The 17,388-nt window shown below is 65.1% G+C and carries 15 protein-coding genes; 10 read left to right on the top strand and 5 right to left on the bottom strand.

The features are described 5' to 3' along the window. Nucleotides 1–866 precede the first annotated feature (866 nt). The 3 genes from NFJ07_RS14520 (at nucleotide 867) to NFJ07_RS14510 (ending at nucleotide 5,395) form a co-directional block, all read left to right on the top strand. A complete protein-coding gene (locus NFJ07_RS14520) occupies nucleotides 867–1,151 on the top strand; it encodes an HU family DNA-binding protein (RefSeq protein WP_184739845.1) in 285 nt (94 codons plus the stop codon). 105 nt (nucleotides 1,152–1,256) lie between these two features. Next, nucleotides 1,257–3,422: a cytochrome c oxidase assembly protein gene (locus NFJ07_RS14515; RefSeq protein WP_269995358.1), complete on the top strand. Its 2,166-nt coding sequence runs from the start codon at nucleotides 1,257–1,259 to the stop codon at nucleotides 3,420–3,422. Beyond that, complete coding sequence (locus NFJ07_RS14510; protein ID WP_269995356.1) at nucleotides 3,422–5,395, top strand: NHL domain-containing thioredoxin family protein; 1,974 nt, start codon at nucleotides 3,422–3,424, stop codon at nucleotides 5,393–5,395. Before NFJ07_RS14515 ends, NFJ07_RS14510 begins: the two co-directional genes overlap by 1 nt. A gap of 38 nt (nucleotides 5,396–5,433) precedes the next feature. On the opposite strand, the gene NFJ07_RS14505 is transcribed toward NFJ07_RS14510, so the two are convergent. From NFJ07_RS14505 to NFJ07_RS14495, 3 genes are all read right to left on the bottom strand, one after another. Further along, nucleotides 5,434–5,946 (bottom strand): hypothetical protein, encoded by a 513-nt coding sequence (locus NFJ07_RS14505; protein ID WP_269995354.1) that lies wholly within the window; start codon nucleotides 5,944–5,946, stop codon nucleotides 5,434–5,436. 110 nt (nucleotides 5,947–6,056) lie between these two features. Beyond that, nucleotides 6,057–7,049 carry a hypothetical protein gene (locus NFJ07_RS14500; protein ID WP_269995363.1) on the bottom strand — a complete coding sequence of 331 codons (993 nt, stop codon included), beginning with the start codon at nucleotides 7,047–7,049 and terminating at the stop codon, nucleotides 6,057–6,059. A gap of 135 nt (nucleotides 7,050–7,184) precedes the next feature. Then, a complete protein-coding gene (locus NFJ07_RS14495; protein ID WP_269995352.1) occupies nucleotides 7,185–7,742 on the bottom strand; it encodes a dihydrofolate reductase family protein in 558 nt (185 codons plus the stop codon). Between the two features lie 43 nt (nucleotides 7,743–7,785). Here NFJ07_RS14495 and NFJ07_RS14490 point away from each other — a divergent pair, with 43 nt between their 5' ends. Beyond that, a complete protein-coding gene (locus NFJ07_RS14490) occupies nucleotides 7,786–8,376 on the top strand; it encodes a DinB family protein (RefSeq protein ID WP_269995350.1) in 591 nt (196 codons plus the stop codon). A 53-nt stretch (nucleotides 8,377–8,429) separates the two neighbouring features. Here NFJ07_RS14490 and NFJ07_RS14485 read toward each other — a convergent pair whose 3' ends face one another. Then, nucleotides 8,430–8,960 (bottom strand): GNAT family N-acetyltransferase, encoded by a 531-nt coding sequence (locus NFJ07_RS14485; protein WP_269995348.1) that lies wholly within the window; start codon nucleotides 8,958–8,960, stop codon nucleotides 8,430–8,432. A gap of 56 nt (nucleotides 8,961–9,016) precedes the next feature. Continuing rightward, nucleotides 9,017–11,005, bottom strand: a complete 1,989-nt coding sequence (locus NFJ07_RS14480) for an FAD/NAD(P)-binding protein (protein ID WP_269995347.1) — start codon at nucleotides 11,003–11,005, stop codon at nucleotides 9,017–9,019. Between the two features lie 264 nt (nucleotides 11,006–11,269). Between NFJ07_RS14480 and NFJ07_RS14475 the strand changes: the two genes are divergently transcribed. The 6 genes from NFJ07_RS14475 to NFJ07_RS14450 are packed head-to-tail and all read left to right on the top strand — an operon-like array spanning nucleotide 11,270 to nucleotide 17,379. Continuing rightward, a complete protein-coding gene (locus NFJ07_RS14475) occupies nucleotides 11,270–12,358 on the top strand; it encodes an amino acid ABC transporter permease (RefSeq protein WP_269995346.1) in 1,089 nt (362 codons plus the stop codon). Next, the gene (locus tag NFJ07_RS14470; RefSeq protein WP_269995344.1) at nucleotides 12,355–13,185 is read left to right on the top strand and encodes an amino acid ABC transporter ATP-binding protein; all 831 of its coding nucleotides are present in this window, start codon (nucleotides 12,355–12,357) and stop codon (nucleotides 13,183–13,185) included. Before NFJ07_RS14475 ends, NFJ07_RS14470 begins: the two co-directional genes overlap by 4 nt. A 13-nt stretch (nucleotides 13,186–13,198) precedes the next feature. Then, nucleotides 13,199–14,182 (top strand): ABC transporter substrate-binding protein, encoded by a 984-nt coding sequence (locus tag NFJ07_RS14465; RefSeq protein WP_269995342.1) that lies wholly within the window; start codon nucleotides 13,199–13,201, stop codon nucleotides 14,180–14,182. Then, nucleotides 14,179–15,339, top strand: coding sequence for an LLM class flavin-dependent oxidoreductase (locus NFJ07_RS14460; protein WP_269995341.1), 1,161 nt, complete (start codon nucleotides 14,179–14,181; stop codon nucleotides 15,337–15,339). The genes NFJ07_RS14465 and NFJ07_RS14460 overlap by 4 nt, the downstream gene beginning before the upstream one ends. Further along, nucleotides 15,323–16,168 carry a DUF1684 domain-containing protein gene (locus tag NFJ07_RS14455; RefSeq protein ID WP_269995339.1) on the top strand — a complete coding sequence of 282 codons (846 nt, stop codon included), beginning with the start codon at nucleotides 15,323–15,325 and terminating at the stop codon, nucleotides 16,166–16,168. Before NFJ07_RS14460 ends, NFJ07_RS14455 begins: the two co-directional genes overlap by 17 nt. Next, nucleotides 16,165–17,379, top strand: a complete 1,215-nt coding sequence (locus NFJ07_RS14450; protein ID WP_269995337.1) for an LLM class flavin-dependent oxidoreductase — start codon at nucleotides 16,165–16,167, stop codon at nucleotides 17,377–17,379. The genes NFJ07_RS14455 and NFJ07_RS14450 overlap by 4 nt, the downstream gene beginning before the upstream one ends. Nucleotides 17,380–17,388 lie beyond the last annotated feature (9 nt).

Below are 17,388 nucleotides of genomic sequence, written 5' to 3'. Positions count from 1 at the left end.
AAGCTAAGACCCACAGCGCCGATGGTACTGCACCCGGGAGGGTGTGGGAGAGTAGGACACCGCCGGACAACCATTCAGGGCCAGGCCCCGACACCACATGTCGGGGCCTGACCCATTTAAAACCCACCACCCCCCGCCCACCAATGCGCCGGTTTCCACCAAACCCTCGCTCACCTATCCACGGTTGTCGGCGGACGCCCGCTCACATATCCACGGTCATGGGCCGACCCCCGCTCACATATGTGGCCGTTTCCACCAACGCCCGCTCACATATGTGGCCGTGGGCAGACGCTCGCTCACACATGCGCCCGAAATCCCGAACCCTCGCTCACCTATCCACGGTTGTCGGCGGACGCTCGCTCACCTATGAACGGTTGTGGGCAGACCCCCGCTCACCTATGAACGGTTGTCGGCGGACGCCCGCTCACATATGTGGCCGTTTCCACCAACGCCCGCTCACCTATGTGCCGGAAATCCCGAACCCCCGCTCACCTATGTGCCGACCCGGACCAAACCCGCCAGGACCCGGCTTAGGTGAGCGGGCGTCACCGGGGAACCCGGCATAAGTGAGCGAGCGTCCGGCCGGAACCCGCCATAAGTGAGCGAGCGTCCGGCCGAAACCCGCCATAAGTGAGCGGGCGTCACCCAGGAACCCGGCATAAGTGAGCGAGCGTCGGGGGTCGCGGAGTTCGCCAGCGGCGGAATTGACCCCCAAAAGCGCCCGAAATAGGGTGAATTTGGTCAAAAAAGCGCGGAAACACGCGGAATTTGCTGGCCGTGTCCTTCCAAGCTGGTAAGTTTTCGAACAGTGGCTCGCACGCATGCCGCGTGTGAGCTCCAAAATCGTAAAGTCCAGGAGGACACAAATGGCTAAGAACCGTAGCGAACTGGTTTCCGAGGTAGCTGGCAAGGCTGGCACCAGCCAGGCTGCAGTCAACTCCGTGCTCGATGCCCTGTTCGAAGTTTTCGAGACTTCCGTCGCCGCTGGCGAGAAGATCACCATTCCGGGCTGGCTCGCAATCGAGCGCACCGACCGCGCAGCCCGCACGGGCCGCAACCCGCAGACCGGCGAGACCATCCAGATCGCCGCTGGCCACAGCGTCAAGCTGACCGCTGGCTCCAAGCTGAAGGCAGCTGTCGCCAAGAAGTAAGACACTTCGGCGAACGCCCTGAAAGGCGGCAACCTGCGGGTTGCCGCCTTTCTGCTTTAATCCGCTCGATTCGCCGCGCCGCCGACGTTAGCGGACAATGGATAGGTGCCATCAGCCAAAACTCCCGCAACTGCCCCTTCGCCCGCTTCCAAGCCGGGAACCAAGGCAGGCGTTGCCGTGGAGGGCATCTCCTTGCCGTGGCAGCTTGCGGGGTTTGCTGCGCTCTTTCTGGCGCTAGTGGCGGCACTGATCTTTTCCGGCGCCTCGGCCGCGCGGCAGGTCTCTGATCCGGGTGCCTTGGTCCGCTGGGGGCTGCCCGTGGCCAAAGCCATTCACAACGTGTCCTTGGCGACTGTGATCGGCGGGCTGATCTTCGCCGTCGTTATCCTTCCCAAGCACGCGTCCCGATCCAAGGGCGACGACGCCCCTGAACACCCGGCGTTCACCCGTGCTTTGGCCGTAGCTGCAGCAGCAGGCGCCGCCTGGACGCTCTCCGCCGTCGCGGTCCTTGTGTTGACGTACGCGGACGTTGCCGGCCAAAGCCTCTCCGGTGACGCGCAGTTCACCGCCTCTTTGGTCTACTTCATGACCGACCTTCAGACGGGCCAGGCCTGGCTCGCCGTGACCATCATTGCGGCAATCGTCACGACGGCGCTGTTCGGCGTCCGTTCGCTGGTTGGCCTCGCGCTGACGCTTGTCTTGGCCCTGGGCGGACTGGTGCCAAGCGCACTGATCGGCCACTCCGCGAGTTCCAGCGACCATGAGGGCGCCATCAACTCCCTTGGCCTTCACCTGGTGGGTGTAACCGCCTGGGTGGGCGGCATCATCATGCTCGCGGTCCTGTCGGGCCTCCTGCGGGGTTCGAAGGCAGCTGGCACCAAGGACATCACAGGTCAGACCCTTCGCCGTTTCTCCTCGCTGGCCGGCTATGCGTTCGTGCTGGTTTTTGCTTCGGGCGTGATTAATGCGAGCATCCGTGTCACGAGCTTCTCGGCCTTGGTCGGCACACCCTATGGCCAGATCATCCTCGCCAAGGCATTCGCAACGATTGTCCTCGGTGGCATCGGCTTCATGCACAGGCAGTGGGTCATCCCGCAGTTGGAACGCAAGTCGATGACCACGCGCCGCGTGCTCTGGCAGCTTGTGCTGGTGGAGCTTCTCGTGATGGGCGCGACGTCGGGACTCGCCGTCGCGCTGGCCAGCTCGGCACCGCCGCAACTCGCGACGTACGCACCCGACGCCTCGCCGGCCTTTATCCTGTCCGGCTATGAGCTGCCGCCTGAACTGACGCCCGCGCGCTGGCTGACCGAGTGGCGCTTCGACTGGCTTTGGGTGGCTGTGGCCCTCTTCGGGGCGGCGAGCTACATCCTTGGCGTGGTCAAGGTCCGCCGCCGCGGTGACTCCTGGTCATGGTTCCGTGCCGTGAACTGGATGATCGGCTTGGCTGTCCTGACATACATCACGTCCGGACCGCCGTCGGTTTATGGCCGTGTACTGTTCTCTGCCCACATGGTTGACCACATGGCGCTCACCATGGTGGCGCCGCTGTTCCTTGTGCTCGGTTCGCCGGTGACCTTGGCATTGCGTGCACTCCCGTCCCGCGGCGAGGGATCGCGCGGGGACGGCTCGCGTGGTCTTCGTGAGTGGCTCCTGGTGTTTGTGCACTCGAAGTTCTCCCAGGTGGTGACCCACCCGCTCTTTGCCGCTGCGAACTTCGCCGGTTCGATCGTCCTGTTCTACTTCTCGGACGCGTTCGGCTGGGCGATGCGTGAGCACGTGGGCCATGAGCTCATGAACCTGCACTTCTTGCTGACCGGGTACATCTTTGTCCTTACCATGATCGGCACGGACCCGCTGCCCCGACGGGCGCCTTACCCCATGCGGTTGCTTCTCCTGCTCGCCACGATGGGCTTCCACGCATTCTTCGGCGTGTCCATCATGGGAGGCACCGGGCTGCTCGCTGCCGACTATTTCGGAAACCTCGGCCGGACCTGGGGGCCGTCGGCCCTGCTCGACCAGCAGACAGGCGGCGCCGTGGCCTGGGGAATCGGCGAAGTCCCCACCTTGCTGGTGGCGATCGGCGTCGCGGTCATGTGGTCGCGTTCGGACGCGCGAGAGACGAAACGCACTGACCGCGCGGCCGACAGGAATAACGACGCCGACCTGAATGCTTACAACGATATGTTTGCGCGGCTTGCAAACCGCGATGCCAAACTGACTGATCGGGACTCCAAGCAGCCCGAAAGCAAGACCAACATGGAAGGACGCTGATGAGCGAAACCGTACGCACCCAACTGCGTGTCCGCGCCTCTGAACTGGTGGGCCGTGGCTGGCTCAACACCGGTGGGAAGACCCTGGACCTGGAAGCGCTGCGCGGCAAGATCGTGCTGCTGGACTTCTGGACGTTCTGCTGCATCAACTGCCTGCATGTCCTGGATGAGCTGCGCCCGCTTGAGGAAAAGTACTCCGACGTCCTGGTGACGGTCGGCGTGCACTCTCCCAAGTTCGAGCACGAAGCCGATCCCGTGGCCCTCGCATCCGCCGTGGAGCGCTACGAAATCCACCACCCCGTACTGGACGACCCCGAGCTCGCCACGTGGAAGGCCTACACGGCCCGTGCTTGGCCGACTCTGGTGGTTGTGGACCCTGAGGGCTACATCGTGGCGCACCTTTCCGGTGAGGGCCACGCAGACGGCCTTGCCGTGCTCCTTGAGGAGCTGGTGGCCGAGCACGAGGCCAAGGGGACCCTCCACCGCGGTGACGGTCCCTACGTGGCTCCCGTCCCGACGTCGGGCACCCTGCGCTTCCCCGGCAAGGCGACCCAGTTGGACAACGGCAACTACCTGGTGGTCGATTCCGGCCACCATCGTTTGGTGGAACTTCGTCCTGACCTTGAGACCGTGGAGCGCGTCATCGGTTCTGGAACCAAGGGGTTCCAGGATGGTGTGGCGGAAATTGCCCAGTTCAACGAGCCGCAGGGCGTGGCGGTGCTCCCGTCGTCGCTCGCTTGGCAGCTTGGGTACGAAGCAGTGGTCGCGGACACCGTGAACCACCGTCTCCGCGGCGTCACGCTCAGTTCGGGTTATGTGCAGACAGTCGCCGGCAACGGCGTGCAGCGACTGCTCGACGCCGGCCCTGCCCGCGTGACGGAAAGCGGTGCCGGCGTTTGGGCTGAACACCACGACGCCGGTCCGGCTGACTTCGCGGCCGATGCGATCGACGTCGGGGTACTGGGAGTTGGGACCGGGGTGTCCCTGTCCTCGCCGTGGGACGTGGTGTGGAGCGAGAAGCTGCAGCGCGTTGTCATCGCGATGGCCGGCACGCACCAGATCTTTGCCTTCGAGCCCCTCAGCGGCGAGGTTTCCATCCTGGCCGGCTCGGGCCTTGAAGGTTTGCTGGACGGAGCTGCCGAGGAAGCTTGGTTCGCCCAGCCTTCCGGCCTGGCCGTAGATGCGGACGACAACATCTGGGTGGCCGACTCGGAGACCTCGGCATTGCGCCGCCTGGTCCTCGGCGAAACTGGTGTAACCGTTGAGTCGGCCGTGGGCAAGGGCCTGTTCGATTTCGGTTTCCGGGACGGCGGGGCCACCGAAGCCCGCCTGCAGCACCCCCTTGGCGTCACAGTGCTCCCCGATGGTTCCGTGGCCGTCGCAGACACCTACAACGGTGCCGTGCGGCGCTACGATCCCGCCACGAAGGCGGTTTCCACTCTGGCGAGGGGACTCGCTGAGCCGAGCGACGTCGTCGTGGTCTACCCGGAAGGCGGCGAACCGCTGCTGGTAGTGGTCGAGTCCAACAAGCACCAGCTCGTCCTGGTTCCCATCCCCAAGGAAGCCCAGCAGGTGGACGAGGGAGCATCGCAGACGCAGCGGCCCAAGAGTCCCGTGGCGCCCGGGAACCTGGAGCTCACCGTGCGCTTTACGGCCCCGACCGGCCAGAAGCTCGACGACCGCTGGGGCGACCCCACGCAGCTGAAGATCTCGTCGACCCCGCCCGAGCTGCTGCTTTCCGGCGGCGGCACGTCCGTGGGACTGTTGCGGACCCTCGAGCTGTCCGCGGACGTTCCTGAGGGGATCCTCCACATTACGGCCCGCGCGGCTGCGTGTGATGGCCCGGAGACCGAGGACGGCGAAATCCCGGATCACGCCGCGTGCCACTTGTACCAGCAAGACTGGGGAATCCCGGTGGTCCTGCAGGCCGACGGCGACTCCGAGCTGGTGCTTGACCTGCGCGGGATGGACTAAGCGCTGGGTTAGACGGGCCGGGCGGTTGCGGGAAACCCCTATTTTTCGTGTTCCAGGTGGATGTTCTTCGTGACCTGCACGGCCTTGCCCGGAGTCCCGGGATTGCTGGTAAACAGGGACACAGTTATGGAAGCGGCGCCTGGCTTGAAGTGGCCGTTCCCGGCTGGGATGGTCAACGTCACGATTTCGTCCTCACCGGTGCATGCCCGTTGCCCGGATCCGGCGCCTCCGAAAACTGCCGGTCCATGGCGGGTGGCCTGTGTCAGGATGATACCGACGCCGGCGTTCTGGCCTTCCTCGCACCGGTAGCTGACGGGTACCTGCACCTCGGTGCCGTGCCCAAGCAGTTTGCCGCTCCCGGTCCGCAGCCCATCGCCGCCGTCGGCGTGTGCCGGTGCCGCAATCGTCAGCAGGGAAAGAGAACCGGCAAGGGCGACCCCGGTCAATATGGAGCGCCGGTGCCGGCTGCCGTTGGGGGTGGCTGGATGCCGCGCTCCTTCAGACGAACGGCCGCACAAAGGTACCGTCAGAGTGCTTAAGTCCTGGTCCATGACTGCCTTACTCTTGCGGGGGTCACCGCGGGGTTTCCATTATGGCCCCAGGACCCGTCCCTGTCATGCCCTCGGTCCTCGCCTTCCCACGACGTCGAGCATGGCAACTTCTAGAAGCTCACCAGCGGGGTGACCGTGATGGTGTCTGCGCCAATGTCCAGACGTGTGGTGAAGCTGAAGTCGTGAACGACGCTGAGGTCGCCGACCAGCCCGCTGAAGAGGTCGATTTCGCGGGCTGTTACCTTGGCTTTGCCGTTGAGGGGCGCCACTACCCACTGCCCGTTGAAGGGGTCGATGCTGACCTTGGGATACTCCGTGATTTGCCATTTGATGGTGCCGTCCACCACCCGGCTGTTGGTGACGTGGTAAAACGGGCAGTCGGGCTGGAGTTTTTGCTGCTTGGTGGCGTCAGCGGCGCAGGTGTCCAGGAATTCCTTGACCTTGTCGCTCACCACCTTGATCATGGCGTCCGTGGGCTTTGTCAGAAGGTTGAGGGGTGCCTGAGGCAGGGCACCGGTGGTCACCGACGTGCTGGTAGCCGCCGCCGAGAAGTACTTGCCCGTGAGGCTGGCTTCGTACTGGCCGGGGAAAAACACCGCGAAGCTGTTGCGGCCATTGGGCAGGTTGACCGGGACGCCGTTCAAGGTCGCCTCGTTGGCGTTTACAACGGTGACCTCGATCGTCGGCAAGGACGACGGCACGAAGGACCACTTGCCGAAGAAGAGCCACTCGGTGCCCGTCCGTTCAAGCAGGAAATCCGAGTGCAGCGCCTTGCCGTCAATCTGGTAGTCCATGGGGACCGTCACCCGGTTTCCGCCACGTGATTCGGCGTTGCCGAGCTTGATATCGGTGATCTTCGACGCCGCCGTCTGCAGGGCGGTACCGTCCAGCATGGCGGCGTTGGCGTTGGGCACGGACGCGTGCAGGAGCCCGAGGGCTTCCCCGCCGTTCCCCTTCTGGAGGGCCGAGAGGTAATCGCGCACTTGCTGCTGCGGGCTGGCTATGGAGTTGCTCACCAGGTTGACGGAAACGATCGCAGCGGCCACAGCAAGCATCAGGCCGAGCAGCCACCCGGCCGCGGTCTTGACCAACGCTTGACTCAACTGCACGCCCTTTACGTTACCCGGCAGTTCAGCAATACCCCGGCATCCGTCCCCTCACGTGACGTCTGAACGTGCTTCGGGGAAGGGCCCGACGGCGCGTGGCGGCTCCGCTTTAGCGGCGCCGACCCAATGAGGTCATGCTCGCTTGGCGTACCGGAGGTAGACGACGCCGTTGCCAAAGCGGTGTTCATCCAGCAGCTCAAGGGTCAGGCCTACGCCGTCGGGCAGGAACTGTTTGCCGCCTCCGACGACCACCGGCGTGAGGAAGAGACGGAACTCGTCCACCAGACCGGCCTTGATGGCCTGGGCTGCGAGCAAGGTGCCACCGATGGAGATATCCCTCTGTGAGGCCTCTTTCAGCGCCCGGACGGCTCCGGCGTCGAACTCCCGTTCGATACGCGTCCTGGCGGTGGACGGACTTTCCAAGCTCGTGGAATACACAATCTTGTCCGCAGCCCGCCAAATCTCGGCGTAGTCCCGCATGACCGGTGGCTCGTCGGAAAGGGACATGTCCTCCCATGCGGACATGACCTCGTACATCCGCCTCCCGTAGAGATAGGTGCCGACCGGCCGCTCCAGGTCATTGACGAAGCTGTGCACTTCTTCGTCGGGCATGCTCCAATCGAACTTTCCGTTGGCATCGGCGGTGTAGCCGTCCAGGGACATGATTCCTGCGTAGATCAGTTTTGCCATGCACCGACGCTACTCAGTAGATGAGCACCGGTATAGTGCCCGGATGGATGACAAAGCGATTCTGCTCAAATATCTGCGCGCCCGCCGAGGCGAGCTCCTCGCCAAGCTCGACGGACTAGACGAGTACGACGTCCGCCGGCCCATGACCCTCACCGGCACCAACCTCCTCGGGCTGGTCAAACATGTGGCCAGTGTGGAGCTTGGGTACTTCGGGGAGGTCTTTGGCCGGCCCAGCGGCCGGGACTTGCCGTGGCTCGCGGACGATGCCGAAGCCGACGCGGACCTGTGGGTTCCGCCGGAAGAAAGCAGGGAAGAGATCATCGAACTGCACCGCTTTTCGGCCGAGCACAGCGATGCAACCATCGAGTCGATCCCGCTCGACGCTCCCGGGGAAGTGCCGTGGTGGTCGGAAGAACGCCGCCACGTGACGCTCCATCAGATCCTGGTGCACATGTGCGTCGAGACAGCCCAGCACTTGGGGCATGCCGACATACTTCGTGAGCTCATTGACGGCTCGGCCGGGAAAGGCCCCGGGGACCTGAACTTGTCACAGCGAAGCACCGAGGAATGGGCCGCCCACCGGGCCCGGATTGAAGCTGCGGCACGCCAGGCTGTGGGTAGCAACCAAACGTGAGATCTCGGCACTTTGAGCGCGCGAAAGGGCCTGTGCGCGAAAGGGCCGAGATCTCACCCCTCGCCGCGCGTGCCGAGCGGTAAGTCCTTCGTGAACGCCAAGTGTTTGATCTCTTCCGGGTCCGCGTCGACGTCGAATAGCGGGGTGTAGCCCGTGGCCAGGTACAGGTTCTTGGCTTCGGGCTGCCGCGGACCGGTGGTGAGATAGATCCGGCGGTAGCCACGCCGGGCGGCTTCGGACTCCAATTCCGCGAGAACCACCCGGGCCAGCCCACGACGGCGGTGGGCCGAATGCGTCCAGATCCGCTTGAGCTCTGCCGTGCGGGAGTCGTAGCGGCGGAATGCCCCGCCCGCCACGGTTTCGCCGTTCTCTTGCAGGATGAGCAGGGCGCCGTGGGGTGCGGCAAACTCGCCGGCCGGGTACCTGTTGAGTTCCTCGGCCGCGCCTCCGCTGCCAAAGAGGTCGCCGTAGCGCGTGGTGTATTCGACGGCGAGTTCGTCCAGGAGGGGCTTGACGCGTGGATCGCGCATGGGCAGTGTCAGGACGGAAAGGCCCGACGACGGCAGGGTTGGCGTTGTTGTCATGACATACCTTTCGTGAATTTACCCGACTGACTCGCAGTTGTTGTCGTTATGAGGCGTCAAAACGACAACAACTGCGAGTCAGTTGGGTGGGCGGAGCTGGGGCTGGTGGCGTGGGCGGAGCTTGGGTGAGGTGCGGAGAGTTCGGCCAGGAGGCGGCGGGCCAGGGCGTCATTCTCGCGGAACGGTGCAGCGTTGGTGCCGGGCCGCGCGAACGCACCGGCGCCCCAACCCGAGGTCCAGGGTCCGACGGCGAAAAGCCCCGCCTGCCGTCCGCCGTCGGGAGCCAGGACTTCGTGCGAACTCGAGACCAACAGCTTACCCGTGGAGTGCGGGCCGTCCGAGGTGAGGAGCGACTGTTCGGTTCCCCAACCGGCGTCGTGCAGGTCCGCCAGCGCGGGGTTCGCCGATCGCGCCACCGACGGCGACGGCAAGCGTGCCTCGATGTACGCCGCCGCATCCACCACCACAGGCGATTGGAAGGAACCGGCCACGAACCGGCCGCTGGCCTCGTCCGGACGTACCCACATGCCCGGGCCCAGGAATTGGAGCAACCCAGCCCGCTGCAGGGCGAGGATTTCCCGCAGCCGGTGGGGCGGCGGGCCGGAATCCACGAAGCTGAAGAAGCCGTGCCACCATCCGTGCACCGCTTGTTGGGAGCGCGAATTGAGCCGCTCCTGCGGGACCAGCCGGCCGAGTTCCATGTAGACGCGGAGCAGGGCCGTGAACAACGCCAGGGTTTCCGAATGGTCCGGGCTCGTGCGGAGCTTGAGGTCGCGTTCGATGTAGTTCGCCACCGATCTCTGCACCGCGGCGTGGTCCGCGAAGGCGCAGCCGCTGAATGGTTGGTCCAGGGCCTCGAGGTCGAGCCGTAGGGCCGGGTCCGGGATGGCCGCGGCCACGAGGTCTTCGCGTTCGCGGCTGTACCAATCCAGGGCATCGAAGTGCGCCGAAAAATCGTCCCAGCCGCCGTGGACGCGTTCCGGATAGCCAGTGAAGAGCTCGCGGTAATAGGCGTAGCCGGCGTCCTTGGCGATGAGCGGCCACAGCTGGGCGCGGAAGTCCAGCTCCTCGTGCGCGGCGAGCAGCGATTCCACGGCGCCGGAGGTGAAGTACCGGGGTGCGCCGACGGGTTCGCCGCGTAGGGTGGCGGAGATCTTGGAGTGGTAGGGCACTCCGCGCCGGGAGCCTGCCCAGAGCCGCGGTTCGGCGCCGGACGGCACGTAGTCCAGGCCGCCGTCGGGCCTGTCTTCGAAGCGACCGCCGCGGCCCTCGAACAAGAGCACCAGAAGGTCCACGAACGCCAGTCCCATGCCCGAAACCAGGACATCCTGGCCGGGTGCGATCGCCGAATAGTCGACGTCGGTAGTGTACGACGGCGCCGCGTGGAACCCGCCGTGGCGGGCGGCGAAGTCGGCCAGCCGCGCTGATTCCGGCTCGGCCCGGGAGTCCGTGTGGCCCAGCGAGTACACCACGAGATCCGCCTCGAGCACCCCGCCCGAGGCGAGCCGCACGCGGTACTTCGCACCGCCGTCGCGCAGCTCCGGACCTTCCGGAGAGCAGGGTTCGACGGCGGTGGCCGTGTCCCGGTGTACAGTCACCGCGACGTCCGGGCCGAGGGCCGCGACGGCCCGGCGGAAGAACCACTCGAGGTACTTGCTCTGGAGCTGGCGGCTGGGAAACGAAGCGGGTGTCAGTGCCCGGAGCTGATCAAGGAGGTGGGCTTCCAACTCCGGGACGTCGCGGATTGAACCGTCCAGCACGCCGGCCGCCCATGCGGCGAGCCCCGGACCGTCCACGGAGGGACCGTCGCAGGCCACGGAACTGTCGGTGAACATCGTGACGTCCGCTGCCGTGGAGTTGAGCAGGAGTCCCGGGCTCTGGTCATAGCGCCAGATCCTCCCGGAACCGGCTTCGTACGGCTCGACGACGTGGATGGAGAGGGAGCCGTCGAAGAGGCCGGGCTTGTTGGCCGCGAGCCGTTCGAGGATGCCGGCTGAGCGCGGACCACCGCCAATGAACACGATGGTGGGGGCAAAGGACGGCATGGCAACTCCTGTTGGCGGTGGCTGGTGGTACCCGAGCCTAGGGACGCGGTGGGCCCTCGGTCGAGGCCCGGGTAACGGCCGTTCACTACGCGTCACGGTGCGTCAACAAGCGCAAAGAACCGACTCATATGGCTCTATATGAAGCGCCGCGAAGCGCCATGAAGTCCCGTGAAGAAGTGCAAAAATCCGCCTTGCAGCCGTTTCGAAGGCGCCCCTAGATTGGCAGCCATCCGATAAAACAAGCGATACGAAGCGAGGTGGCGCATGAGTTCAGCAGTAACCACAGTGGCGCAGTCCGCACAGCAATCTGCACCGGAACCGGCGCCCGCCAGCGCCGTCGCGGAAAGCCCGACGGCGGCCGCCGCCCAGAGTGCCGCGGCCCCGGGTGCCGCAGCCCCGGCGGCCCCGGGTGCCGTCGACTGGCCCGCAGCCGATTACTCCGGCTACAAACTAGTCCCGGCCCGGCACCCATGGCGGTGGGTAGGCACCGTGATGGTGGCGCTCGGCGTCGTCGCCGTGGCTTGGTCCCTCGCGACGAATCCGCGCTGGGAATGGGGTGTGGTGGCGCAATGGTTCACCGCGCAATCCGTGGTGAACGGCCTCGTAGAGACACTCAAGCTGACGGCCATCTCCGGCGCGCTAGGCTTTGTCCTCGGCTTCATTCTGGCGCTCATGAGGCTCTCGGCATCGCCGCTCCTGGTCTCAGTGTCCTGGACGTTCTCCTGGATCTTCCGTTCTACGCCGTTGTTGGTCCAGATGCTGCTTTGGTACAACCTGGGCTACCTCTACGAGAAGATCAGCTTGGGCATCCCGTTCACGGATATCCGTTTCTTCGAGGTCCAGACCACCACGCTCATCAGCCAATTCGCAGCGGCCGTCCTTGGCCTGACCCTCAACCAGGCTGCGTACTCGGCGGAGATCATCCGCGGCGGCATCCTCTCGGTGGATCAGGGCCAGCTTGAGGCAGCCGCGGCCCTGGGCATTCCGGCATGGCGACGCTCCACCAGGATCGTGTTGCCGCAGGCCATGCGGGCCATTCTGCCCACCGCTTTCAACGAGATCATCGGCCTGGTCAAGGGAACATCAATCGTCTACGTCCTGGCCTATTCCGAGCTCTTCTACACCGTGCAGGTCATCTACAACCGCACCCAGCAGGTCCTTCCTCTGCTCCTCGTGGCCACCCTCTGGTATGTGGCAATTACCTCGGTCCTGAGCGTCTTCCAGTACTACATCGAGCGGCACTACTCGAAGGGCGCGGTCCGCAACCTGCCGCTCACTCCGCTGCAGAAGGCAAGGAAGTTCTTTGCCACCCACGCACCCGTGAACCTTGACCGAGCGAAGGAAGGCCGATGAGCGCTGTCATTGAAGGCCCGACGACGGCGGCGCCAGCCGCCGCTGCAACCCGCGGCCATGTGGACATCACCAACGTCCGCAAGTCTTTTGGAAGCACTGAAGTCCTCAAGGGTGTGTCCCTCACTGTGCCGCCCGGCGGAGTCGCAGTGATCGTAGGGCCCTCCGGCTCGGGGAAATCAACCTTGCTGCGGACCATCAACCACTTGGAAAAGGTGGACGGCGGGTACATCACCATCGACGGCCAATTGGTGGGGTACCAGGTCCGCGGGAACAAACTGCACGAACTGCGCGAGAAGGACATCCTCAAGCAGCGCACGGACATCGGCATGGTGTTCCAGAACTTCAACCTGTTCCCGCATCTCACCGCACTGGAAAACGTGACTGAAGCACCCGTCGTCGCGCTCCACCGGAACAAAGCCGAAGCGCGAAAGCGTGCGCTGGAACTCCTGGACCGAGTGGGACTCAAGGACCGGGCCGCTGCCTATCCGCGGCAATTGTCCGGCGGCCAGCAACAGCGGATTGCCATCGCCCGGGCGCTGGCCCTTGACCCCAAGATCCTGCTCTTCGACGAACCCACTTCGGCCCTGGATCCGGAGCTGGTCAACGAGGTCCTGGATGTCATCAGGGAACTCGCCACATCGGGCACCACGTTGATCATCGTTACGCACGAAATGGGCTTCGCCCGCGACGTCGCGGACACCGTGGTTTTCATGGATGAGGGCCAAATCGTGGAGCAAGGCAGTCCCCAGGAGATCTTTGCGAATCCCCGTGAACCCCGGACGCGGAGCTTCTTCTCCAAAGTCATCGAACCAGCTTTCAACATCTGAGGAATCTTTGAAAATGCCAAGCATTAAAACCAGGCTTCTGGCGCTCGCGGTGCTGCCCGCCGTCGTACTTCCGGCGCTCGCCGGGTGCTCCGACCCCGGCGCGTCCGCTGCTGGAGCCAGCCCGTCCGCGAGTGCTGCCCGCAACGGCGTCGTCTACAACACCTCGCCCGAGCAGAATCGCATCCGGGCGCAGAAGGACCCCGCCGCGGCGGCCGCGGTTCCCGCGGCGATCGGCAAGGACGGCAAACTGACCGTTGCCACCACGGCCGGATCCATCCCGCTGTCCTTCTACGCGACGGACAACAAGACCCCCATCGGAGTGGAAGTGGACATCGCGCAGCTCGTGGCCGACAAGCTGGGCCTCGCGCTGGACGTGCAGGTCACCTCCTGGGAGAACTGGCCGCTCAAGACGCAGTCCGGGGATTTCGAAGCGGTGTTCTCGAACGTGGGGATCAACAAGGACCGGGTGAAACTCTTCGACTTCTCCACCTACCGCGCCGCATACATGGGCTTCGAAGCCAAGAAGTCGTCCACGTACAACATCAAGGGCGCGGACGACATCTCGGGGCTGAAGGTCTCGGTGGGCTCGGGCACCAACCAGGAGAAGATCCTCCTGGCCTGGAACAAGGACCTCGAGTCCCGCGGCAAGGCGCCGGCAACCCTGCAGTACTACTCTTCCGACGCCGACACCATCCTGGCGCTCTCCTCCGGCCGGACGGACTTGAACATCGCACCCTACCCGTCGGTGTCCTACCGGGAAAACACCCGGAACGACCTCAAAGTGGTGGGCAAGGTCAACGCAGGTTGGCCCTCCGAGACACTCGTCGCGGCTACCACCCTCAAAGGCAACGGCCTGGCCCCGGCCATCACGGATGCCCTGAATTCGGCCATCAAGGACGGTTCCTACGGCAAGGTCCTGGATCGCTGGGGCCTGACCGAGGAAGCCTTGCCGGAATCCAAGACCGTCACTGAAGCAAACTTCGGGGTAGCGAAATGAAGTTCCAGGTACTCGACATCATCCCGCACCTGAAGAACCCGGTGACGGGGGAAATCGTCTCGACGGCGGAGCGGCTCAACCAAGTGGTGCAGACTGCCCGCCGGGCCGAGGAATTGGGTTTTGACAGTTTCGCAGTGGGCGAGCGGCATGCCGGAGAGTTCATCTCTTCGTCCCCGACGACGGTCCTCGCCGCAATCGCGGCCGTCACCAACCGAATTCGATTGCAGACCGGCGTCACCGTTTTGTCCGTGCTGGATCCCGTGCGGGTGGCCGAAGACTACGCCACGATCGATCAGCTGAGCCGGGGCCGCCTGGAACTCGTGATCGGCAAGGGCAACGAAGTGCTGCAGTACCCTCTGTTCGGGCTCTCGCTCGACGACCAGTGGGAGCTGCTCGCCGAGAAGTATGGCTTGCTGCGGCGGCTGTGGCGTGAAGAGGGCGTCACCTGGGCGGGCCGCTTCCGGCCAGCGTTGACTGACCCGACCACGACGACGCCGCGTCCTTTCGCAGGTTCGCCGCGGATTTGGCACGGCTCGGCTACAACCCTGACTTCCGCCGCGCTCGCCGCACAATGGGGCGACCCGCTGTTCACCGCGAATGCCATTCAGCCCCGCGAGAACTACAAGATCCTGATCGACCACTACCGCGAGGAATACGAACGCCACGGCCACGATCCTCGCCACCAGTACCTCGGTTCGGGTTCCGGCGCCGGCGGGGTGTTCATCGCGGACACCACGCAGGAAGCCAAGCGCCAGTTCGGGCCCGTCTACGAGGCCCTGACGATTGGACGAAACGTCCCGGGCAACAATTCGCCGTTCCGGGACATCGACCACGCTGTAGCTGAAGGGCCCGCGCTCGTGGGCAGCCCGGAGCAGGTCATCGACAAGATCCTGAGCTACCACTCGCTCTACCGGCACGACCTTCAATCCATTTCCTTGCCCACCACGCTGCCTTTCGAGCAGCAGTTAGAGATCCTGGAGCGGTTCGCGCTCGAGGTCATCCCGGCCGTCCGTGCCGCCGCGCCCACCACGCTGTGGGAGCCCGCAGACCCTTACGGCGGTCGTCCGGAATTCGCGGGCGCCACGTCACCGGACGCAGCCGAAACCGTCACCGCAGACCACGCCGACCATAGGAGAAGCAATGCCTACGCCCACTGAAACGGCTACGTCCACCACCGCGGCCTTTGCCGCCGCGTGGCAGGAATGGCACTCCGCGCACGAACGCCACCGGGCCGATCCGCACGGATTCCTGGCCGTCACGCACCTGCACTGGCTTGACGCCTCAGCCAGCCCGCTGGACGGGGTGCCCGGCATCTGGAGTGTGGAGAAAGACGTGGTCACCGTGGTTTTGGGGCCAGGCGAGAGCCTGCTTCGAGACGGCCACGAACTCAACCCTGACGACGCCGGGACCACCGTCACGTTCGGCCCCATCGCCGAACGCGACGGCATCAACCTCAAGGCGGGGGACGCCGTCGTCGAACTCGCCAAGCGCGGCGGCGAGTACATCGTCCGGCCGCGGCACCCCGGAAACCCGCTGCTCAACGAATACCGCGGCACAGCGGCGTACGCACCGGATGCATCGTTCGCTGTGATCGGTACGTTCGTGCCGTTCGAAACTCCGCGTCCTACCACGGTGGGTGCCGCCGTCGAAGGCATCCAGCACGTCTACGAAGCACCGGGCGAGCTCCATTTCACGCTCGCCGGCCAGGACTTGGTGCTGACCGCCTTCAACGGACATGCGCCCGGCACACTCTCGGTGCTGTTCACGGATGCGACCTCGGGCAAGACCACCTACTCGGCCAATCGCTCGCTCACCGTGACCCCGGAAGCGGACGGCTCCGTGGTGCTCGACTTCAACCGTGCCGTCAACCTGCCCTGCGCATACACGGACCTTGCAACGTGCCCGCTCCCGCCTGCCGAGAACCGGCTGAACGTGTCGATTGAAGCCGGCGAACGGATTCCTTACGAAAGGCAGGAACAGCAATGAGCGGCATCCCTCGTCTGGGCCAGCCCGGATTCTTGGCCTTGGAGCTCGACGGCGATGGCGCCCACCCCGCTGCCTGGCGCAAAGCCCGGCATGCCCCGGATGAGTTGCTGAACGGTTCGCGGATCCGGAGCACGGTGCTGGCGGCGGAATCGGCCGGCTTCCACGTCGCGACGTTCGCCGATGGGCCTGTGAGTGGTGTTGCTGAATCCGATGTTGCCGGCCGCCTGAACGCCCTGCAGCGCGCCGCCTTCGCAGGGCCGGTCACGAGTTCCATCGTGCTGGTCCCGGAAGTGGATACCGTCTACACCGAGCCCTTCCACATCTCCACGCAGCTGGCGAGCCTGGACTATGTCTCCGGCGGACGGGCCGGTTGGCTCGTTGCGGTGAGCGGCTCCGCGGAGGAGGCTGCCGCCGTCGGGCGCTCTTTTGTTGAAGGTGCCGCGCTGGCGCAGGAGGCCGCGGCATCGGTAGAAGTGAGCCGGCGGCTCTGGGATTCCTGGGAGGACGACGCCGTGATCCGCGACGTCCCCACCGGGCGGTACCTTGACCTCGACAAACTGCACTACGTCGACTTCGAGACACCGGCCGATTTCGCCCGGGCCGGGTATTCCGTGAAGGGACCCTCCATCATTCCGCGCCCGCTGCAGGGGCAGTTGCCCGTGGTTGCGCAGGCTGGCTTGCTTCCTTCGGACGTGGTGCTAGTGTCCGCTCCGACGCCTTCACTTCTTGCCGCAGAGGTGGCGGATGTGCGTCGAACTGTTGATGGGGGCGCCGTTATTGGGGGCGACGCCGCTCTTGCGGACGGCCCGGCGGTAGTGGCAGAGCTCGACGTCGTCCTTGACTCGCGCGGGCAAAGCGCCTCCGCGCGGCTCGCCGAATTGGACGCGTTTACTCCCTGGTCCAGTTCCCGTGCGCGCTTCGTCGGTACGGCCGCGGAACTGGTGGATTTCCTCGCCGAGTTGCTGGCGGTGGCCGACGGCGTGCGGCTGCATCCGGCTGTCCTGGACGTAGAGCTCGAGGAGCTGGCGCAGCTGGTGCTGCCTGAGCTTCGTCGCCGCGGGGCGCTTCAGCCTGTTGTCCAGGGCGGCACGTTCAGGGAGTTGCTGCGACTGGGACGGCCTGTGAGCCGTTACGGGCAAGCGGGCATGGGCGCGGCGGCGGGCGCCGCCGTCGTTGGCTCGGGTGCCGCCGTCGTTGGCTCGGAAAACTGAGGAGAGAAC

This window comes from Arthrobacter sp. B2a2-09 (genome assembly GCF_027587375.1).
Lineage (GTDB): Bacteria > Actinomycetota > Actinomycetes > Actinomycetales > Micrococcaceae > Arthrobacter.
Note: the sequence above shows the minus strand (reverse complement) of the source record. Positions and strands in the feature narration are given on the sequence as shown.